The 19776-nt window shown below is 75.0% G+C and carries 18 protein-coding genes and 1 pseudogene; 14 read left to right on the forward strand and 5 right to left on the reverse strand.

The features are described 5' to 3' along the window. Nucleotides 1-103 precede the first annotated feature (103 nt). Genes F9B16_RS26165 through F9B16_RS26175 form a run of 3 tightly spaced genes read left to right on the forward strand, consistent with a single transcriptional unit; the run spans nt 104 to nt 1941 of the window. Nucleotides 104-1015, forward strand: coding sequence for an SPFH domain-containing protein (locus F9B16_RS26165; RefSeq protein ID WP_151542803.1), 912 nt, complete (start codon nt 104-106; stop codon nt 1013-1015). A 9-nt stretch (nt 1016-1024) separates the two neighbouring features. Then, complete coding sequence (locus F9B16_RS26170) at nt 1025-1312, forward strand: hypothetical protein (RefSeq protein ID WP_151542786.1); 288 nt, start codon at nt 1025-1027, stop codon at nt 1310-1312. A gap of 2 nt (nt 1313-1314) precedes the next feature. Further along, a complete protein-coding gene (locus tag F9B16_RS26175) occupies nt 1315-1941 on the forward strand; it encodes a GOLPH3/VPS74 family protein (protein WP_151542787.1) in 627 nt (208 codons plus the stop codon). 126 nt (nt 1942-2067) lie between these two features. On the opposite strand, the pseudogene F9B16_RS26180 reads toward F9B16_RS26175, so the two are convergent. Continuing rightward, nucleotides 2068-2406, reverse strand: a pseudogene (locus F9B16_RS26180) (Ohr family peroxiredoxin); the annotation flags it as partial. A 174-nt stretch (nt 2407-2580) separates the two neighbouring features. Between F9B16_RS26180 and F9B16_RS26185 the strand changes: the two are divergent. From F9B16_RS26185 to F9B16_RS26195, 3 genes are all read left to right on the forward strand, one after another. Then, nucleotides 2581-3240, forward strand: a complete 660-nt coding sequence (locus tag F9B16_RS26185) for a lysophospholipid acyltransferase family protein (protein WP_225991955.1) — start codon at nt 2581-2583, stop codon at nt 3238-3240. A 46-nt stretch (nt 3241-3286) separates the two neighbouring features. After that, a complete protein-coding gene (locus F9B16_RS26190) occupies nt 3287-3862 on the forward strand; it encodes a 3'-5' exonuclease (protein WP_151542789.1) in 576 nt (191 codons plus the stop codon). A gap of 122 nt (nt 3863-3984) precedes the next feature. Further along, nucleotides 3985-4431: an ATP-binding protein gene (locus F9B16_RS26195; protein WP_151542790.1), complete on the forward strand. Its 447-nt coding sequence runs from the start codon at nt 3985-3987 to the stop codon at nt 4429-4431. 96 nt (nt 4432-4527) lie between these two features. Here F9B16_RS26195 and F9B16_RS26200 read toward each other — a convergent pair whose 3' ends face one another. Beyond that, on the reverse strand, nt 4528-5952 hold the full coding sequence (locus F9B16_RS26200; protein WP_151542791.1) for an MFS transporter: 1425 nt from the start codon (nt 5950-5952) through the stop codon (nt 4528-4530). 112 nt (nt 5953-6064) lie between these two features. On the opposite strand from F9B16_RS26200, the gene F9B16_RS26205 reads away from it, so the two are divergent. Then, nucleotides 6065-6649, forward strand: coding sequence for a TetR/AcrR family transcriptional regulator (locus tag F9B16_RS26205; RefSeq protein ID WP_192808997.1), 585 nt, complete (start codon nt 6065-6067; stop codon nt 6647-6649). Between the two features lie 70 nt (nt 6650-6719). Here the strand turns inward: F9B16_RS26205 and F9B16_RS26210 are convergent, their stop codons facing one another. Continuing rightward, a complete protein-coding gene (locus tag F9B16_RS26210) occupies nt 6720-7781 on the reverse strand; it encodes a mechanosensitive ion channel family protein (RefSeq protein ID WP_151542793.1) in 1062 nt (353 codons plus the stop codon). A gap of 168 nt (nt 7782-7949) precedes the next feature. On the opposite strand from F9B16_RS26210, the gene F9B16_RS26215 reads away from it, so the two are divergent. After that, nucleotides 7950-9593 carry a CocE/NonD family hydrolase gene (locus F9B16_RS26215; RefSeq protein WP_151542804.1) on the forward strand — a complete coding sequence of 548 codons (1644 nt, stop codon included), beginning with the start codon at nt 7950-7952 and terminating at the stop codon, nt 9591-9593. 21 nt (nt 9594-9614) lie between these two features. Here the strand turns inward: F9B16_RS26215 and F9B16_RS26220 are convergent, their stop codons facing one another. Further along, nucleotides 9615-10064 (reverse strand): peroxiredoxin, encoded by a 450-nt coding sequence (locus F9B16_RS26220; protein WP_151542794.1) that lies wholly within the window; start codon nt 10062-10064, stop codon nt 9615-9617. Then, a complete protein-coding gene (locus tag F9B16_RS26225) occupies nt 10051-10725 on the reverse strand; it encodes a histone deacetylase (protein ID WP_151542795.1) in 675 nt (224 codons plus the stop codon). The genes F9B16_RS26220 and F9B16_RS26225 overlap by 14 nt, the downstream gene beginning before the upstream one ends. A 169-nt stretch (nt 10726-10894) precedes the next feature. On the opposite strand from F9B16_RS26225, the gene F9B16_RS26230 reads away from it, so the two are divergent. From F9B16_RS26230 to F9B16_RS26255, 6 genes are all read left to right on the forward strand, one after another. Then, nucleotides 10895-12139 carry a glycosyltransferase gene (locus F9B16_RS26230; protein WP_151542796.1) on the forward strand — a complete coding sequence of 415 codons (1245 nt, stop codon included), beginning with the start codon at nt 10895-10897 and terminating at the stop codon, nt 12137-12139. A 380-nt stretch (nt 12140-12519) separates the two neighbouring features. Further along, complete coding sequence (locus F9B16_RS26235) at nt 12520-13464, forward strand: cucumopine synthase-related protein (RefSeq protein WP_151542797.1); 945 nt, start codon at nt 12520-12522, stop codon at nt 13462-13464. Beyond that, nucleotides 13461-14555, forward strand: coding sequence for an NAD(P)/FAD-dependent oxidoreductase (locus F9B16_RS26240; RefSeq protein WP_192808998.1), 1095 nt, complete (start codon nt 13461-13463; stop codon nt 14553-14555). The genes F9B16_RS26235 and F9B16_RS26240 overlap by 4 nt, the downstream gene beginning before the upstream one ends. Next, on the forward strand, nt 14552-15772 hold the full coding sequence (locus F9B16_RS53710) for a cytochrome P450 family protein (RefSeq protein ID WP_151542799.1): 1221 nt from the start codon (nt 14552-14554) through the stop codon (nt 15770-15772). Before F9B16_RS26240 ends, F9B16_RS53710 begins: the two co-directional genes overlap by 4 nt. After that, on the forward strand, nt 15769-17259 hold the full coding sequence (locus F9B16_RS26250) for a class I adenylate-forming enzyme family protein (protein WP_192808999.1): 1491 nt from the start codon (nt 15769-15771) through the stop codon (nt 17257-17259). Before F9B16_RS53710 ends, F9B16_RS26250 begins: the two co-directional genes overlap by 4 nt. Before the next feature lie 70 nt (nt 17260-17329). Beyond that, on the forward strand, nt 17330-19776 hold a 2447-nt coding region (locus F9B16_RS26255), incomplete at its 3' end, for an ATP-binding protein (RefSeq protein ID WP_151542801.1).

Below are 19776 nucleotides of genomic sequence, written 5' to 3' on the forward strand. Positions count from 1 at the left end.
GCCCGCCCCACGCCCGGCCTCTGGACCAGGGGCCGGGCATCGGCATTTGGAAAAGTGATATCACTTTGCTATGTTGGTGATAACCGAGGAAGGGGTGGCCGGGATGGTGGACGGGACGGCGCAGGTGGAGATGCCGCGGCCGCGGGTCGAGGAGCGGGCGGCGCGGGACCGGGGCGGGTGGCCGATGTTCGGGTTGGCCGTGGTGGTGGTGCTCGTGGGCATCGGCGCGCTCGTGGCCGGGCTGGCGGGTGACGGCGCGGCGTCGGCCGCCGGGGTGGCGGCCGGGATCGTGCTGATCATCGCCGGGTTGGTGATCGCGCTGGGGCTGACGCCGGTCGCGCCGGGCGAGGCGCGGGTGCTGCAGCTGCTCGGACGGTACAAGGGGACGGTCCGCGAGGACGGGCTGCGGTGGGTGAACCCGCTGACGGACCGGCGGAAGGTGTCGACGCGGATCCGCAACCACGAGACCGGGCTGGCGAAGGTCAACGACCTGGACGGCAACCCGATCGAGATCTCGGCGGTGGTCGTCTGGCAGGTGCGCGACACGGCGCGGGCGGTGTTCGAGGTGGACGACTTCGTCGAGTTCGTGGCGTTCCAGACCGAGGCGGCCGTCCGGCACATCGCGGGCAGCTTCCCCTACGACGCGGCCGAGCGGACGTCGCTGCGCGACAATGCGGACGAGATCACCGGGCAGCTGTCGGACGAGCTGCGGCAGCGGGTCGCCTCGGCGGGCGTGGACATCGTGGAGTCGCGGATCACGCGGCTGGCGTACGCGCCGGAGATCGCGCAGGCGATGCTGCGCCGGCAGCAGGCGGGCGCGGTCGTCGCGGCGCGGGAGCGGATCGTCGACGGGGCGGTCGGCATGGTGCAGCGGGCGCTGGACCGGCTGGACGAGGAGGACGTCGTGGACCTGGACGAGGAGCGCAAGGCGGCGATGGTCAGCAACCTGCTGGTCGTGCTGTGCGCCGACCGGGACGCGCAGCCGGTGGTGAACACCGGCACGCTCTACCAGTGACCGCGAGCAGTGGCCACGGAGCGCAAGAAGATCCTGCTGCGGCTCGACCCGGCCGTGCACGACGCGCTGGCGCGCTGGGCCGGGGACGAGCTGCGCAGCACCAACGCCCAGATCGAGTTCCTGCTGCGGCAGGCGCTGGCCGACGCCGGGCGGATGCCGGGGTCGGCGGGGCGGATGCGGCGGCCGGGCCGGCCGCGCAAGGCGCCCGACGGGCGGTCGGCCCCGGAGGACGGGGCTTCCAACGGGCAGGGGGCACCGGGCGAGCGCGGCTCGCGGCCGGGGGCGAACGAGGAGTAGCGATGGTCGAGGTTCCGGAGACGCTGCCGGCGAGGATGTACCTGCTGGCCTACGACCTGCGGAAGCAGCGGATGACGGCGCGGGGCTCGCGGCTCGGGTACGTGCTGCGGGGGGCGGCGCTGACCGAGCTGTTCCTGGACGGGCGGCTGGAGGAGCAGCGGGGCCGGCCGGTGCCGGGCACGCCCGGCGAGGACCCGTACGGGCTGCTGGGGCAGATCGCGGGGTCGCGGCCGCGGCCCTGGCACCACTGGGTGCGCCGGGAGGCCCGGTCCACGGTCCGGGCGGTGCGCGAGGAGCTGGAGAGAGGCCACTGGATCCGGGTGCGGGAGCGCCGGGTGCTGGGCCTGTTCCCGGCCGAGGAGATCACCGTGCGGGACCCGCGGGTGGTGAAGGAGCTGTGGGGCGGGGCGTCGTCGGCGCTGCGGGGCCGTCCGGTGGCGCACGTGAACAGCTACGACGCGGCGGCGGTGGCGCTGGCGGCGGCGGGCGAGCTGGCGTCGGTGCTGCCGGGGTCCGAGCGGCGGCGGCACAAGCGGCGGATCGCGGAGCTGACGGCGCGGTCGGGCCCGGCGGCGCCGGCGGTGCGCAAGGTCATCCGCGCGCAGCGGGCCGCGATGGCGTCGAGCTGACCGGCGCCGGCCTGTGGCGTGCCGCCCCCCCCCGGGCGGCGCGCCCCAGGCCGCGGGTCCTTCGATGACGAGGTCGACGGGGATGTTGCCGCGGGTGGCATTGGAGTAGGGGCAGACCTGGTGGGCCTGCTCGACGAGCTCGCGGCCGTTCTCCAGGCCGTCGGGGAGCTCGACGCGCAGGACGACGCTGAGGCCGAAGCCCTTCTCGACGCTGCCGCCGATGCCGACCTCTGCGGTGACGGAGACGTCGCGGACGTCGGTGCGGGTGGCGCGGGCGACGGCGCCGAGGGCGCTGGCGAAGCAGGCGGCGTAGCCGGCGGCGAACAGCTGCTCGGGGTTGGTGCCGTCGCCGCTGCCGCCCATCTCGCGGGGCGGGGCGAGGGCGAGGTCGAGGCGGCCGTCGGAGCTGACGGCGCGCCCGTCGCGGCCGTTGGCGGTGGCGACGGCGGTGTAGTGGACGTCCATGCCGGTCCCTTCGATCGATTGCACCCAATTCAATTTGACGCAGCTAAAGAGGGTCCAGTGCGGAGACCTACAAACTTCCAAGGGTCGAACTTGTAACGGCCCACCACCGCCGGGGCGGGCGCGGGCGCCATAGCGTTCTCGGACATGGACCCAGAACGCGTTGTCTATCCCCTGATGAAGTACGTCGTTCTCGGACCCGCGATGCGGGTGGCCTTCCTCCCCCGGGTGAGCGGCCTGCGGAACGTCCCGCGGACGGGGCCGGTGATCCTCGCGGCCAACCACCTGGCGTTCATCGACTCGTTCGTGCTGCCGCTGATCGTGCCCCGCCGGGTCCACTTCCTGGGCAAGCACGAGTACTTCACCGGGACGGGCGTGAAGGGCCAGGCCACCGCGACGTTCTTCCGCGGCGTCGGCGCGATCGCGGTGGACCGCTCGGGCGGGCGGGCCGCGCTCGACGCGCTCGACACCTGCGCGGCCGTGCTGGAGCGCGGCGACGTCTTCGCGATCCACCCCGAGGGCACCCGGTCGCCGGACGGGCGGCTCTACCGGGGCCGGACGGGCGTGGCGCGGCTGGCGATGCGCACCGGCGCGCCGGTCGTCCCGGTGGCGATCAAGGGCACCGACCGGGTGCAGCCGCGCGGGCAGGTCGTCCCGAAGCCGGGCCGGATCGAGGTGCGGATCGGCGCGCCGATGCGGTTCGCGGGGCGCGACGAGGGGATGCCGCGCGGCAAGGTCGCCCGGGTCGTCACCGACGAGATCATGGACGCGATCCAGCACCTGTCGGGCCAGGAGTACGTGGACGACTACGCGCCGCGCCCCGCCGACACCCCCTGAAAAACCGGTCGTGGCGCCGGCGCGGGCGCCGGTACGGTCCCGGTCCATGGACGAGCGGTTCGGACGGTACCTCAACGTCGTCGACGTCGAGGCGACGTGCTGGGAGCACAAGGCGCCCGGGCAGGTGCACGAGATCATCGAGATCGGGCTGTGCGTCGTCGATCTGGAGGAGCGGCGGCGCGTCGCGAAGCACCGCGTCCTGGTGCGGCCGGAGCGGTCGGCGGTCAGCGCGTTCTGCACCGAGCTGACCGGGCTGACGCAGGACGAGGTGGACGGCGGGATCCCCTTCGCCGAGGCGTGCGCGCTGCTGGAGCGCGAGCACCGGTCCCATTTCCGGGCGTGGGCGAGCTGGGGCGACTACGACCGCAAGCAGTTCGAGCGGCAGTGCGGCGGGGGCGTCCGGTACCCGTTCGGGCGGCGGCACACCAACGCCAAGGCCGCCTACTCCGCCGCGCACGCGCTGCCGCGCAGGCTGGGCATGGCGGGGGCGCTGCGGCACGCGGGGCTGCCGCTGGAGGGCCGGCACCACTCCGGGGCCGACGACGCGTGGAACATCGGCGCGCTCGTCCTCGACATCGTGGAACGCGGCGCCTGGCCGGACGGCGCCGGCGGACGGGCGTGACCGGCGGGGCCGCGGGGGCCGGTGGGGCGGCGGGCCGCTGAGGCGGGGGTCGGCGGGGGTTTGAGCGCGGGGCCCAGGGCACGTGTCAAGGAGACGGACGCCGGAGACGACGGAGACGCGACATGGACATCAGCCTGGACCTCCTGCTCCCCCGGGAGACGGCGAGCGTCCCCGCGACGCGCAAGATCCTGGACGCGTCGCTGCAGGCCCTGGGCGTGGACGAGCACATCCGGGACGACATCGAGGTCATGCTGACCGAGGCGTGCACGAACGTGATCAAGCACGCCCGGCACGGCGACGACTACACGGTGCGGGCAGCCATCCACGACGAGCGCTGCGTGATCAAGGTGATCGACTCGGGCCGGGGGTTCGACGCCGAGCGGATCCCCGAGCCCGACCCGGTCTCCGAGGCCGGCCGCGGCCTGATGATCATGCGGTCGCTGGCCGACGACGTGCGGTTCGACTCCTACCCGGAGGACGGGGCGCTCGTCGCGCTGGAGAAGCACCTCGACTACGCCGCCGGCAGCATCGGCGGCCGGCTCGCCGACACCCGCTCCCCGCAGAGCTGAGCGGAGCCGGCGGGCGCGGGACGCACGGCCCCGGCAGCGGCCCTGGCAGCGGCACATCGGAGCGGCGGGCAGGCCGCAGGCGGCCCGCCCGCCCCCTCACCGCTCGACCCGCAGCACGGCCACCGCGACCAGCAGCGCGGCGGCGGCGAACCCCGCGCCGGTCGCGAACGCGGCGTCCATGTCGTGCATGAGCGCGGCCGTGTCGGCGTGGCCCGAGCCGAAGACCGTCACCATGACCGCCGAGCCCAGCGACCCGCCCGACCACAGCATCGTCTGCGCGACCCCCGACGCGGCGCCGGAGTCGGCGGGGCCGACGCTGCCGAGGATCGTCGCGTTCAGCGGCATGATCGACAGGCCGCCGCCCGCGCCCATCAGCACGAACGGCCCGAGCACCCCGGCCGCGTACCCGTCGCCGGGCGAGAGCCGCGTCAGCCACAGCAGCCCGGCCAGCGCGCACGCCATCCCGGCGATGACCAGGACGCGGGCGCCGAACCGCTGCAGCAGGCGCGGCGCGGCCCGGACCGTCGCGAACTGGAGCCCGACGAACGGCAGGAACGCCGCGCCGGCCTTGAGCGGCCCGTACCCGAGGACCTGCTGCAGGTACAGGGTGCAGAAGAAGAACGCGCCGAAGTTCGCCCCGACCAGCAGCAGCTGGCACAGGTAGGACGCGGCGCGGTCGCGCCCGGTGAGCAGCCACAGCGGCATGATCGGCTGCGCCGTGCGCGCCTCGACGGCGACGAACGCGGCGAGCAGGACGGCGGCGGCGCCGAACGCGGCGAGCGCCCGCCCGTCGCCCCAGCCGTCCGAGCCGGCCCGGATCAGCGCGTAGACCAGCGCGGTCATGCCCGCGGTGGCCGTGACGGCGCCGGTCGCGTCGAAGCGTCCGGGGCGGCGGGCGGTCTCGGCGAGCACGCGCGGGGCGAGCAGCGCCAGCGCGACGCCGACCGGCACGTTGACGAAGAAGACCAGCCGCCAGGACGCCGCCTCGGTGAGGACGCCGCCGACGAGCATGCCGGCGGCGGCGCCCGCGCCCGTCACGGCGGAGTAGACGCTGAGCGCGCGGACCCGGGCCTGGCCCTCGAAGTTGGTGGCGATCAGCGCCATCGCGCTCGGCGCGGCGACGGCGGCGGCGACGCCCTGCGCGGCGCGCGCGGCGAGCAGCCACCACCCCGCGTCGGCGAACCCGCCGAGCAGGGACGCGGCGGTGAACAGCGCGACGCCGGCGGTGAACGTGCGGCGGCGGCCGAACACGTCCCCGGCGCGCCCGCCGAGCAGCAGCAGGCCGCCGAATGCGAGCATGTAGGAGTTCTGGACCCAGGCGAGCCCCCCGGTCGACAGCCCGAGGCCCGCCCGGAGATCGGGGAGCGCGATGGTGACGACGGAGGTGTCGAGGCCGATCATGAGCTGGCAGCCCACGATGACGGCGAGGACGACGCCTGGACGATGATGGACGCGGGGACCGGCCGGCGGAGCGGTGGGCTCCTCCGGCGCGGCCGTCCGCCCGTGCGGTGCGGCAGGCACGGCGAACCTCCGGAACGGGAAATTAGGGAACGGCGAAGTACACTATGTGGGGAACGTACCACCGATCGGCACGAAAGAGAACGTTCGCGTTCACTATTTCTGGGAGCACGCGGTGACCCCGGCCACCCGCAGGCGCGGCGACGCGCTCGAAGCGGCGATCTTCGACGCGGTGTTCGCGCAGCTCGAAGCGGTCGGCTACCGGAAACTGACCATGGAGGGCGTCGCGTCCGCCGCCCGCACCGGCAAGGCCGCGCTCTACCGGCGCTGGTCGTCCAAGGACGAGCTCATCACCGACGCCCTCAAGCACGTCCTGCCCGAGCCGCCCGCGCAGGAGCCGAGCGGCGACGTCCGCGCGGACGTGCTGCGGCTGTGCCGGACGTTCCAGCGGACGATCGAGGCCTGCCACGGCGCGCCGGTCCGGGTCCTCAAGGAGGAGACCGCCCGCGAGGACGGCAAGGGCCTCATGCACGACGTCGTGCAGTCGCGGATGACCGGCCCGGTCAAGGAGGCGCTCTACCGGGTCCTCGAGGACGGCGCCGCGCGCGGCGTGGTCCGTCCCGGTGCGGTGACCCGGCAGGTCGCCAACGTCGGCCCGGCGGTCATCGTGTACCACAACCTCACCGAGTCGTCCGAGGTCACCGACGCGTTCATCGTCTCCCTGGTCGACGACGTCATCATGCCGATGCTCCGCCCCTGACCGGGGCGGAGCATCGGAGCGGCGCCCAGCGCGGGGGCGCGGGCGCGCGCGGGCGCGGGGGCGCGGGGGCTCAGAGCGCCATCTCGTCCTTGCGCGCCGTCTCGTCGACGACCACGCGGTGGTGCCAGTACGGCGGCGCGATGCCCTCCTCGCGCAGCACGCGGTGCAGCCGCTTCAGGAACTGGTGCTTGATCTCGAACTGGTCGCCGAACTCGGTCGAGCGCAGGATGACGTGGAAGCCGACGGTCGAGTCGTTGAAGTCGTCGAAGCGCACCAGAACGTTCGCGTCCTCGATACCGCCCTGCACGTCGTGCATGACGTCCTTGCCGACCTTCACCAGCAGCTTCTCCACCCGGTCGAGGTCCACGTCGTAGGCGACCTTGGCGTACACCATCACCGACATGTCCTGCGCCGGCCGGTGGTAGTTGGTGAGGATCGTGTCGCTGAACCGCTGGTTCGGGATGACCTCGATGTTGTCGGACAGCGTCCGGATCGAGGTGTTGCGCCAGTTGATGTCGACGACGTACCCCTCCTGGCCGGTGGCCAGCTTGATGTAGTCGCCCGGCTCGATCGTCTTGGACGCCAGCACGTGCACGCCGGCGAACAGGTTCGCCAGGGTGTCCTGCAGCGCCAGCGCGACCGCGAGGCCGCCGACGCCCAACGCGCCGAGCAGCGGCGTGATCGACACGCCGAGGCTCTGCAGCATGATCAGGATGCCGATGCCCATCACCAGCACCCGGGTGATGTTCGCGAAGATCGTCACGTTCGCGGCGGTGCCCTGCCGGGCCGACGCGACCGACGTCACCACCCCGGCAATCATCCGGGCCAGCGCCAGCGAGAACACGAGGATCGTCGCCGCCGACAGCACCCGCCCGGTCACGATGAGCGTGCCGTGCGGCATCTTCAGCGTCTTCGCGGCGAACCACGCGCCGGTGAGCAGCGCCACCGGCACCGCCAGGTCGCGCACCAGCCGCGCCGCGAGGTCGTCCCAGGCCCAGCGGGTGTCGCCGGCCCGGCGGAACAGCCGGGCGGTGAGCACCCGGAGCACGACCGCGATCGCGAGCGCCGCCACCATCACGACGGCGGCGGCGACGAACCGCTCCCAGCTCACCCCGTGAAAGGCGTGGTGCATCGTTCCCTCCTCCGGTGCGGCCCCGCGCCGCCCGTCCCTCGGCAGTGCGCAATCCTTGCCGCAAACCGCCCTCGATCGTAGTGAAACCCCGCAATTCTGCGAGACACCTCACAGCGGGGTTCCCGTCACCCGCCGGATACGATCGATCAAGTGGTAGGCGTGGAGAGGATGCGCCGGCTCGGGGTCACGGCGCTCGGACTGCGGAACGGCCCCCACAAGGTGACGGTCGACCGCGACCTCAAGGTCCCGGCCGCCGACGGCGTGACGCTGCTGGCCGACCGGTACGCCCCCGCCGGCGTCGAGCGCGCACCGGTCGTGCTCGTCCGCTCCCCGTACGGGCGGCGCGGGCCGTTCGGCCTCATGTGCGGGCAGGCGTTCGCCTCGCACGGCTTCCAGGCCGTGGTGCAGAGCGTCCGCGGCGGCTTCGGCTCCGGCGGCGTGTTCGAGGCGCTCGACGAGCGCGAGGACGGCCTCGCCACCATCGCGTGGCTGAAGGAGCAGCCCTGGTTCGGCGGCACCTTCGCGATGCACGGCCCGAGCTACCTCGGCTACGTGCAGTGGGCCGTCGCCGCCGAGGCCGGGCCCGAGCTCAAAGCGCTGTCGATGCAGGTCACCGCGTCCACCTTCCGCGACGCGGTCAACGTCGGCGGCACGTTCGCGCTGGAGTCCGCGCTCATCTGGGTCGACCTCACCGCCCGGATGAAGAACTCGCTGTCCGGCATCACCACCGGCATCATGTCGCCGCGCCGCGCCCGGCGCGCCGCCCTGTCGGGCCGCCCGCTCGCCGAACTCGACCGCATCGCGACCGGCGAGCAGCAGCGGTTCTTCCAGGAGCTCCTCGTCAACGGCCCCGACACCCCGTTCTGGGACAAGCGCGACTTCAGCCCCACCGTCTCCCAGGTCGGCGCGCCGGTGAACATGACCGGCGGCTGGTACGACATCTTCCTGCCGTGGCAGCTCAAGGACTACGCCGCGCTCCGCGCCGCCGGGCACCGCCCCTACCTCACCATCGGCCCCTGGTTCCACGCCGACCAGCGGATGATGCGCGGCTCGGTGCACGAGTCCGTCAAGTGGTTCCGCGCGCACCTGCTGGACGACCCGTCCGGCCTGCGCGAGCAGCCCGTCCGGCTGCTGGTCACCGGCGCCGACGAGTGGCGCGAGTTCCCCGACTGGCCCGTCCCCGGGATGCGCGAGGAGCGCTGGCACCTGCAGCCCGCCGGCGCCCTCTCCCCCGGCGAGCCGCCCGAGTCCGAGCCCGACACCTACCGGTACGACCCCGAGCACCCGACGCCGTTCCTCGGCGGCCCGACCCTGCTCGGCGAGACCCATCCCGTCACCGACCAGCGCCGCCTCGAACGCCGCCGCGACGTGCTCGTCTACACCTCGCCCGTGCTGGACGACGACCTGGAGATCATCGGCCCGGTCACCGCGGACCTGCACGTCCGGTCGAACCGCGAGCACACCGACTTCGTCGTCCGGCTCTGCGACGTCACCCCGGACGGCGAGTCCCTCAACCTGTGCGAGGGCATGCGGCGGCTCGTCCCCGGCTCGCCCGAGCCCGGCGAGGACGGCGTCCGCCGCGTCACCGTCGAGCTGTGGCCCGCCGGGCACCGCTTCCGCCGCGGCCACCGCGTCCGCGTGCAGGTCGCCAGCGGCGCCTACCCCCGCGTCGCCCGCAACCCCGGCACCGGCGCCCCCATCGGCACCGCCACCGAGATGCTCACCGCCGACCAGGAGGTCCTGCACACCCCGGACCACCCGAGCGCCATCATCCTCCCGGTCGTCCCGCTCCGCGCTGACTCGCGGAGCTGACTCCCGGGGCGCCGCCGCAGGTCAGCGGGCTCTGAGGGCCTCCAGGGCCTTGTCGGCGTGGGTGTTCATGCGGATCTCGCTCTTGATGACGGCCAGGACGCGGCGGTCGGTGTCGATGACGAAGGTCTGCCGCTTCGTCGGCAGCATGGCCAGGCCGCGCTTGACGCCGAAGCGGGCGCGGACCGTGCCCTCGGGGTCGGAAAGCAGCGGGTAGGCGAAGGAGTTCTTCTCCGCGAACTCCTGCTGCTTGGCGACGGGATCGGCGCTGACGCCGACGGGGTGGGCGCCGACCTCGGCGAGCTCGGCGACGAGGTCGCGGAAGTGGCAGGCCTCGGCGGTGCAGCCGGGGGTCATCGCGGCCGGGTAGAAGAACAGGACGACCGGGCCCTGCTCCAGCAGGCCGGTCAGGGTGCGCGGTTCGCCCGTCTGGTCGGGCAGTTCGAAGTCGTCAACGACGTCACCGACGTTCATGCGACGAACGTAGCCCTCCCGCGCCGTCACCGGGAGGGCGGGGCGGGCCGAGAAGCGCCGCGATGCGGTGCCGCGTCCAGGTCCCGGACGCGCCGGGGCAGGCGGCGAGGTACGCGGCGGCGCGCGCCGCCGGCCAGTCGTGCGCCTCGCGGAGGCCGTTGCCGAGCATGGTGAGGTACGGCGCGGACGGCGCGTTCAGCTCGGCGGCCGACGAGGAATGCGGCGCGGTGAACGTCAGCATCGGGTGCCCGCCGCGCTCGCCGACCTTGACGATCGTCTCGTAGCGGCCGGGGCCGAGTCGCTGCCGGCCGTGCGCGACGGCCTCCGACAGGTCGTGGTCCACGCCGACGTCGCGGCGCATCTCCTGGGACACCACGTCGCAGAACTGGGTGCGGGTCAGCAGGTAGGCGCGGGCCGCCGCGCGCCCCGGCAGCGCCGGGTCGTAGAACGCCATGCCGCCGCCCCACACCTGGGACGTCAGCGCGAAGTAGATGCCGCCCGGCAGCGTGACCGAGAGCTCGGCGCGGGCCGGGCGCGGATCGCGGCAGCCGGTGTAGTGCCGGGCGCCGCCCGCCGGACGCCCGCCGGACAGGTAGCAGCGGAACCTCTCGCGGAAGAGGTTCGAGCCGTACGCGACGTACCAGAGCGAACTTTCGTCCATCCCTTCCAGTATCCACGCTGGTGAGAGGCCCTGGAGGGGGCGCGATGGGGAGAGCGTTCCGATTCGCGAGGTTTGACGGGGAGAGCGGCCGGAAATAGTCTCCAGCGAGTCAGGTGTCTACGACGCAGATACCTCCAGGCTTCCCCTGTGTAGTCCCGGAGGATACGTCATGCACCGCACGCTGAACATCGCTCTCGTGTCCGCCTCCGACCTTGACGGCGAACACCTGCAGTCAGTCCACGTCCGGGATCTCGCCCGTTCGCTCGCCCGCACGGACGCGGGCCACCAGGTCACGGTCTATGCCCGGCGCCAGGCCGAGGACGCCCGCGGCCGGGTCCGGCTCGGACCGGGCGCGACGCTCGTCCACCTGGACGCCGGCCCGGCCCGCCCGCTGACCGACGACGAGCTGCTCGACCACGTCCGCGACCTCGCCGACGAGCTGCGCCACCGCTGGTCCGGCGCCGGACGCCCCGACCTCGTGCACGCGCACGGCTGGATCGGCGGCCTCGCCGCCTGCGCCGTCGCCCGCGAGCTCGGCATTCCCTTCGCCCAGAGCTACCACGGCGTCGCCGCCGCCGAGCGGCGCGCCGGCCACCAGGTCCACCCCCACCGCGACCGCCTGGAGAAGGCGATCGGCCGCGGCGCCGACATCGTCCTCGCCGGGCACGCCGAGGAGGCGGGCGCGGTGGTCCGGATGGGCGTCCCGCGGCCGTCCGTCGCCGTGGTCCCCTACGCCGTCGACGCCGACCAGTTCGCCCAGGTCGGCCCCGCGATGCCGCACGGCGACCGGGACCGGCTCGTGATGGTCTGCGACGACCTCGAGTCCGGCGACGTCGCGACCGCGCTGCGCGCCCTGGTCCACGTCCCCGGCGCCGAGCTCGCCGTCGCCGGCGGCCCCGCCCGCGAGGACCTGGAGAACGACCCGGTCGTGCACCGGCTCATGATGCTGGCCAAGGAGCTCCACGTCGCCGACCGCGTCATCTTCCTCGGCCGGCTGCCGCGCAAGTCGCTGCCGAAGCTGCTGCGCACCGCCAGCCTCGTCCTCTGCCTGACCCCCGCCCAGCCCTGCCCCACCACCCCGCTGGAGGCCATGGCCTGCGGCGTCCCGGTGGTGGCGACCCCGGCCGGCGGCAACACCGACGAGGTGCTCGACAAGATCACCGGCCTGCACGTGCCGGCCGGGCGGCCCGCCGTCATCGGCCGCACCGTGCGCCGGCTCCTCGGCGAGGAGACCACCCTGCACGGCTACTCCATCGCCGCCGCCGACCGCGCCCGGTCCCGCTACTCGTGGGACCGGATCGCCGCCGAGACGCTCCGCGCCTACGAGCGGATCCTGCCCGTCCCCGACCCCGAACCCGTCCCCGAGGACGAGGTGGAGAGCGACACCGAGCGCGTCCCCGCACTCGCCGGCTGACCCCCCACCGACCGCAGGCCCCGGATCCTCCCCCCAGATCCGGGGCCTTGCTATTGCAATCTCGGCCCAAGGGGCTCGCCTGGCGGCTCGCCCCTTGACCGATCTTGGGCGAGCGCGAACTCGCTTCGCGAGCTTCCCGGTGGGGGCTCGCCTTCGGCTTCGCCCCCACCGGTCAGATAGCGCGCTCGCGTGGTCGCTCGGGTCGCTGCGCCCACTTGAAGGCTCGCCTCCGGCTTCGCCCCACCGGTCAGATAGCGCGCTCGCGTGGTCGTTTAGGTTGCTGCGCCCTCTTGAAGGCTCGCCTCCTACCGGTTGGATCGTGCGGGCTCAGCCTGGCGGGGGAGCATGTTTTCGCAGGTCAGAGGGTATTGCTACGGACTGTGAAGACATCGAGACGCATTGAGATCGGGTGGCCCGTGCTGGGCGTCACCGTCGCCGCCGACCTCGACGAGCGCAACCCCGTCCTGGCCGACGCGATCTGGGACGCGCTGCCGTACCGGAGCCTGCAGGGGCACGCGCTGGTCGCCGGCCACCACCTGTACCACGTCGCGCCCGTGCACGACGTGCTCCACCTGCCCGCCGTGCACCGGGTCGACCGCCGGGCCGTGCCGGACGGCACGCTGTTCTGCTCGCGGCTCCAGCACCTCGGCATCAAGTACGGGGAGCTGACCGAGCCGATGGCGGCGACGCCGATCGGGCGGGTCACGGAAGGCGACCTGGACGCGCTCGCCGACGCGGGACGAGCCGTGTGGGAGTCGGTGTACTCGTCCAAGAAGCCGGTCGTCGCGGAGGTGCGCCGTGCCGGCGAGCCGGGCGGGCACCGCGTGCCGCGCCTGACCGCGGCCGACCCGGAGATGGACGCGCTGGTCGGCGACGTGCACGCGGAGACGGAGCGGATCTGGCTGGACCCGCCGCAGGAACTGGTCGACCTGCACGACGGGCGCATCGCGTCGCGCGCCGGGACGCACGGGACCGTCCTGACGACGCTGCTGTTCGTCAACGGCGAGACCCGGCCGCTGGGATACAACGCCTACAGCGGCCTCGTCCGCGCCGCGCACGAGGGGCTGCCGCTGGAGCCGCTGCGGCGGATGGCGCACGCGCTGATCGCGGTGCCGGCGGAGTTCCTCGCCTACTGCGGGCTGGAGAAGCTCGGCGGGTTCACCGAGCGGCTGCTCGACGGCCTGGACCGGCTGGACCGGCGGCAGGACTTCGCCGCCGTGATGGCGCACATGGCGCTGTATGTGAACTGCCTGGGCGGATGGAACCTGCACCTGTTCCCGTGGAACGTCGGCGACCATCTGCGGCAGGCCGGGGCCGCGTCGTGAGCGGCCCGCGTCCGGCGGTGGTGATCGGCGGCGGGGTCGTCGGGCTGTCGGCGGCGTGCCATCTGGCGGAGGCGGGCGTCCGGACCGTGCTGCTGGAGCGGGACGAGCTGGGGTCGGGGGCGTCGCGGGCGACGGCGGACGTCGTCCGCACCTACTTTCCCGGCAATCCGGTCAGCTCGGCGATGGCGGTGCGGAGCCTCGCCGCGTACCGGGCGTTCGGCGAGCGGGCCGGGGCCGCGGTGCCGCTCCGGCGGGTCGGCTACCTGGTGCTGTTCGGCGAGCAGGAGCAGGTGGCGGCATGCGAGGCCGATCTGCCCGCGCAGCGCGCCGCGGGCGTCGACGTCGAGCTGATCGGCGCGGACGAGGCGCGGCGGCGCAACCCGCTGCTCGGCGACGTCCCGCTGGTGGCGGCGGCGTGGTCCCCGGACGCGTACGTCTCGGACACCGCGGCGATCGTCGCCGGTTTCGCCGAGGCGGCCCGGCGGGCGGGCGCCGAGCTGCGGACGGGCTGCCCGGTGAAGGCGGTCGACATCGGCGCGGGCCGGGTCGACACCGGCGACGGGCCGCTCGCCGCGCACGCCGTCGTGTGCGCGGCCGGGGCCTGGTCGGCGCCGCTGGCCCGCTCGGCGGGGGTGGAGCTGCCGCTCGGCGACCCGGTCGAACAGGAGCTGCTGGAGTGCGGTCCGCCGCCGTCTGGGGCGCCGATGCCGGACGTCCCGATGACGCTGCACGCGGCGAGCGGCCTGCTCGTCCGCAGGCGCGGGGACGGGCTGCTGGTCGGCATGGGGTATCCGGGCGCGGACCGGGACGGGTGGCGGGCGCGGGTGCGCGAGCGGCTGGCCGAGGTGTACCCGGCACTGGCCGGGGCGGACGTGCGGACGGCGTTCACCGGCGTCCGCGACGCCAGCCCCGACCGGACGGAGTTCATCGGGCGGCTGCCGGGCGCGATCCCGTTCCTGTACGCGGCCGGGTTCTCCGGGCACGGGCTGTGCACGGCGCCGGCCGCCGGGGAGGTGGTCCGCGACCTGTACTCCGGCCGCGCCCCCGGCGTCGACGCCGGACGGCTCGCAGCGACGCCGGAGCGGGTGTGACGGCCCCGGAGCGGGCCCGGTTCGTCCTGGATCCGGCGGTCCGGGACGTCCACGGGGAGAGCGCGCGGCTGCGGGAGGCGGGCGCCCTGGTGCCGGTGGAGGTCGAGGGCGTGCGGGCGTGGGCGGCGGCGCGGCATGCGGCGCTGGAGGCGGTCCTCGCCCATCCGGACCTGTCGCGGGACGTCCGGCACTGGTCGGCGGAGGGGCGGCGGGCGCTGCGCGCGGACGGGTCGCTCGCCCCGATCGTGCTGGCCAGGACGATGCTGAACGCGGAGGGCGAGGAGCACCGGCGGCTGCGCGGCCCGCTGTCGCGGGTGTTCTCGGCGCGCCGGATCGCCGCGATGCGTCCCCGGGTGGAGGCGGTGACGGCGGAGTTCGTCGACCGGCTGGCGGGCCTGCCGCCCGGTCCGGTCGACCTGCGCCGGGAGTTCGCGTACCCGCTGCCGTGCGAGGTCATCTCGGACGTGATGGGCATCCCGCGCGAGCGCCGCGCGGAGCTGACCGGCAACGACCACGTGCTCACGACGACGCGCGGGACGCCGGAGCGCCTGGCCGGCGCGCGCGCCGGGCGGGACGCGGTGATCCGGGAGACCGTCGAGGAGCGGCGCCGCTCCCCCGCCGACGACCTGATCAGCGACCTGGTCGCGCTGGAAGGCGCGGAGCTGACCGAGGGCGAGGTGTTCGACACCGTCCAGGAGCTGTACGTGGCGGGCCACGTGACCACGGTCAACCTGATCACGAACGCGGTGCGGCTGCTGCTGGCGGACCCCGGCCAGCTCGACCTGGTGCGCGGCGGCGAACGGCCGTGGAGCGCGGCGGTGGAGGAGGCGCTGCGGCTGGAGTCGCCGCTGCGGCACTTCCCGATGCGCTACGCGGTGCGGGACGTGGAGATCTGCGGCGTGACGGTCCGGAAGGGCGAGGCCGTCCTCGCGTGCTTCGCCGCCGCGGGCCGCGATCCCGGCCGGTACGGGCAGCGGGCCGAGCGGTTCGACGTCGCGTCCGACCCGCCGCCTCACCTGTCGTTCGGGCACGGCGCGCACTTCTGCCTCGGCGCCCCGCTGGGCCGCCTCGTGGGCGAGGTGGCGCTGTCCGCGCTGTTCGGGGCGTTCCCGGGGCTCGCGCTCGCCAAGCCGCCGGACGAGCTGGACCCGGTGCGGTCGGTGCTCGCGCTGAGCACCACGTCCCTGCCGGTGCTGCTCGGCGGGACGTCCCGGTGAACGGGCTCGGGCCCGCGCTCCTGGACGGCCTCCGGGCGGCGGGGCCGCGCGAGGTGCTGGTGTGCGGCGGGCTGCGGCTGTCCGGCGACGACGCCCTCGACATGGTGTCGGCGGCGGCCGGGCGGCTCGCGGCGGGCGGCGTCCGGCGGGGCGACACGATCGCGTGCCTGTACGGCACCGGCGCCGAGTCGCCCGTCGCGCGGATCGTCGCGCTCGCGCTCGGGTGCCGTTTCGTCCACGTCTGGGGCGGTGTGCCGGACGAGGTCGTGGTGCGGGCGATGCGGGCGCTGGACGCGTCCGCCCTGCTGTACGCCCCGTCACGGCGGGCGGAGGCGGAAAGGCTGCTCGCGGCGTGCCCGGTGCGCGTCCACGAGGCCCTCGACGACGACCTCTACCTCGCGCCCGCGACCGGCGACGTGGACATGCCGGGCGTCCCGGACGGCGCCTCCCTGGTGACCTTCAGCAGCGGCACGACCGGGCAGAACAAGATCGTGGCGTACGGGCCGGACGCCGAAGCCGCCCACCTCGCCGCCGCGCAGGCCATGTACGGGCCGCCGCCGTGGCGGCTGCTGGTCACCCCCCGCGCGCGGTACCTGCCGGACATGTTCGTGATCTGGACGCTGGCGGGCGGCGGCACCGCCGTCCTGGAACCGGACGCGCGGCCGCAGCGGCTGGCGGAGACGATCGAGCGGGAGGCGGTGACGCACCTGATGGCGGGCCGTCCGGTCGACCTGTACGGGCTCGCCGAGCACCTGGAGGACGCGCCCGCCGACCTGACGACGCTGCGGCTGATCGTCTACGGCGGCGCCGCCGCCGTGCCCGCCCGCACCGCGCGGGCCGCCGGGCGGCTCGGCCCGCTGCTGATGCAGAACTACGGGACGTCCGAGGGCGGGTTCCTGACCGTGCTGGAGCCGCGCGACCACGCCCGGCCCGAGCTGCTGATGTCGGTCGGGCGCGCCGTGCCGGGCGTCGAGCTGCGCGTCCGCGACCGGCACGGCGCCGACCTGCCCGCGGGCGAGGCCGGCGAGGTGTGGACGCGGTCGCCGCAGCGGATGAGCGGCTACCCCGGCGACCCCGCGCGGACCGCCGCGGCGTGCCGGGACGGCTGGCTGCGCACCGGCGACGTCGGCCGCATGGACGGCGACGGGCACCTGTTCCTGCTCGACCGGACCGAGGACCGGCTCCCCGGCGGCCTGTACGCGCACCCGATCGAGCACGTCCTCACCGGCCACCCGGCCGTGCTCGACGCCGCCGTGTTCGCGCTCCCGCACGCCGCCGGGCGCGCCCTCGCGGGCGTCGTCGTCGGGCGGGACGGCCGGCCGGTCGACCTCGACGGCCTCCGGGAGCTGGTGCGCGGCGCACTCGGGGCGCGCTGCGAGCCGCGGCACCTGTGGGAGATCGACGAGCTGCCCCGCACGCCCGGCGGCAAGCCCGACAAGGCCGCGCTGGCCACCCGGTTCGCCGCGGGCCCCGCCGCGCCCCGCTAGGGGCCCGTACGGCGAGCGGTTCATCCCGGTCCCTGGGATACTGTGCGGGATGACGGAAAGGGGCGGCTGAGTGCTGATCGGCAGGACCGCCGAGCTGGCGGAGCTGACCGGCGCGCTCGACCGGGCCGCCGCGGGCGGCGCCGCCGTCGTGCTGGTCAGCGGCGACGCCGGCGTCGGCAAGACGCATCTGGTGTCCGCGCTCACCGCCGCCGCCCGCGAGCGGGACTGCGCCGTGCTGGTCGGGCAGTGCGCCGAGCTGGGCGAGAGCATGCCCTACCTGCCGCTGGCGGACGCGCTGTGGACCGCGTCGCGCGGCACCGGCCCCGAGGCGGCCGGCGTGCGCGCGGCGCTGGAGTCCCGCCCGGTGCTGCGGCGGCTGCTCCCGGACGGCGAGGGCTCCCCCGACGCGGCGTCCGAGCTCGGCCAGCAGCAGCTGTTCGGCGCGGTGCTCGGGCTGCTCGGCGAGCTCGGCGCGCGCACCGAGGGCCGGGACCGGCCCGTCCTGCTCGTCCTTGAGGACCTGCACTGGGCCGACCGGTCGACCCGGCACCTGCTGACCTTCCTCAGCCGGGTGCTGTCGCGCGAGCGGGTCTGCCTCGTCGGCACCTACCGGTCCGACGACCTGCACCGCAGGCACCCGCTGCGGCCGGTGGTCGCCGAGCTGCTGCGGCTGCCGACCGTGACCGGCGTCGAGGTCCGCCCGTTCGGGCCCGCCGAGACCGCCGAGTACCTCGCCGGGCTGGCGGGCGGCGGCGCGCCCGTCACCGCCGGCACCGTCGAGCGGGTACACCGCCGCTCCGAGGGCAACGCGTTCTACGCCGCCGAACTGTACTCGGCGGAGAGCACCGGCGACGACCTGCCCGCCGGACTCGCGGACCTGCTGCTGTCGCGGGTCGAGCGGCTGTCGGACGGCGCGCAGCGCGTCGTCCGGGTCGCCGCGGTCGCCGGCCGCCGCATCGACGACGAGCTGGTCCGCCGGGCGGCGGGCCTGGACGAGGCCGCGGTCGGGGAGGCGCTGCGCGAGGTCGTCTCGCACCAGCTGCTCGTCCCGGCGGGCACCGGCTACACGTTCCGGCACGCGCTGCTGCGCGAGGCCGTCTACGCCGACCTGCTGCCGGGCGAGCGGACCCGGCTGCACGCCGACTTCGCCCGGCTGCTCGGCGCGGGCCCGGACGTCCCGCCGGGCGGGCGGCGCGGGTCGGCGGCGGAGCTGGCGCACCACAGCCTCGCCGCGCACGACCTGCCGACCGCGTTCGCCGCGTCGGTGCGGGCGGGCCGGGAGGCCGAGCGGCTCGGCGCGCCCGACGAGGCGTTCGAGCACTACGACCGGGCGCTGGAGCTGTGGGAGGCGGTGCCGGACCCGGAGGGCGCGTCCGGCACCGACCGGATGGGGCTGGCGCTCGACACCGTCCGCACGTCGGGGCGGGCCGGCGAGCAGCGCCGCGCGATCTCCCGGCTGCGGCGCCTGCTGGAGCTCGCCGACCCCGCGGACGTCGTGCTCGGCGCCCGGATCCGGGACCGGCTCGCCGAGTACCTCTCCGACGTCGACGAGGACGACGAGTCGCAGGAGATGGCCCGCGCCGCCGTCGCGATGCTGCCGCCGGACCCGCCGCGGCCCGAGCGCGCCGCCGCGCTGTCCACCTACGCCCGCACGCTGCTGTACAAGGACGAGCACGGCGAGATGCCCGCGGTCGCGGAGGAGGCGATCGAGCTGGCGCGCGCCACAGGCGCCACCGGCGCCGAGGCGAGCCTGCTGGTGACGCTCGGCGTGTTCCGCGAGTCGCGGGAGGCCGACCCGGACGTGGTCGAGGTGTTCGAGCGGGCCCGGGACCTGGCGCTGGAGGGCGGCCGCCAGGTCGTCGCGCTGCGCGCCGCGTTCCACCACGCGCGGGCGAAGTTCGACCGCGGCGACCTCGCCGGCGCCACCGCCGCGGCCGACGAGGCCGTGAAGTGGACGATGGACGCCGGGCTCGGCTGGAGCACCTACGGGATCGTCCTGCGCTGCCTGCGGTACCTGATCCACTACACCTCCGGCGACTGGGCGGAGGCGGACCGGCTCGCCGGCGAGTTCGCCGTCCGGGTCGCGCGGACGCCGGAGGCGCAGGTGTCGGCGTACGCGCTGTTCACCGAGGTCGCCCAGGGCAGCCCGGCGGTGGAGGAGCGGCTGCGCTGGATCGCGCCGCTGTGGGCGAGGGACTCGTTCCTCAACTACGTCGCGCACGGCCTCGCCGCCGAGCACGCGCTCTGGAACGGCGACCCCGGCGAGGCGGTCGAGCACGTCGAGCGGACGCTGCGGGAGAGCGTCTACACGCAGGAGGCCCCCGTCATCCGCGTCGCGGCGATCGGCCTGTGGGCGCACGCCGAACTGGCGGCCCGCGCCCGCGCCGCCGGGGACGACGACGCGGTCCGCGCCGCGATCGAGGCGGGCGACGACCTGATCGGGCGCGCCCGCCGCGCCGCGGCGACCACCTCCGACGGCTGGCCCCGCGGATGGCTCGGCGTCGAGGGGCGCGCCTG

The organism is Actinomadura montaniterrae (genome assembly GCF_008923365.1).
Lineage (GTDB): Bacteria > Actinomycetota > Actinomycetes > Streptosporangiales > Streptosporangiaceae > Spirillospora > Spirillospora montaniterrae.

Bases quoted from the DNA above. Each gene is read 5' to 3' on its own strand.
- F9B16_RS26215 (WP_151542804.1), top strand. From the start codon at position 7,950: ATGCGCCGGCTCGGGGTCACGGCGCTCGGACTGCGGAACGGCCCCCAC.
- F9B16_RS26210 (WP_151542793.1), bottom strand. From the start codon at position 7,781: ATGCACCACGCCTTTCACGGGGTGAGCTGGGAGCGGTTCGTCGCCGCC.
- F9B16_RS26230 (WP_151542796.1), top strand. From the start codon at position 10,895: ATGCACCGCACGCTGAACATCGCTCTCGTGTCCGCCTCCGACCTTGAC.
- F9B16_RS26190 (WP_151542789.1), top strand. From the start codon at position 3,287: ATGGACGAGCGGTTCGGACGGTACCTCAACGTCGTCGACGTCGAGGCG.
- F9B16_RS26175 (WP_151542787.1), top strand. From the start codon at position 1,315: ATGGTCGAGGTTCCGGAGACGCTGCCGGCGAGGATGTACCTGCTGGCC.
- F9B16_RS26225 (WP_151542795.1), bottom strand. From the start codon at position 10,725: ATGGACGAAAGTTCGCTCTGGTACGTCGCGTACGGCTCGAACCTCTTC.
- F9B16_RS26165 (WP_151542803.1), top strand. From the start codon at position 104: ATGGTGGACGGGACGGCGCAGGTGGAGATGCCGCGGCCGCGGGTCGAG.
- F9B16_RS26185 (WP_225991955.1), top strand. From the start codon at position 2,581: ATGAAGTACGTCGTTCTCGGACCCGCGATGCGGGTGGCCTTCCTCCCC.
- F9B16_RS26195 (WP_151542790.1), top strand. From the start codon at position 3,985: ATGGACATCAGCCTGGACCTCCTGCTCCCCCGGGAGACGGCGAGCGTC.
- F9B16_RS26220 (WP_151542794.1), bottom strand. From the start codon at position 10,064: ATGAACGTCGGTGACGTCGTTGACGACTTCGAACTGCCCGACCAGACG.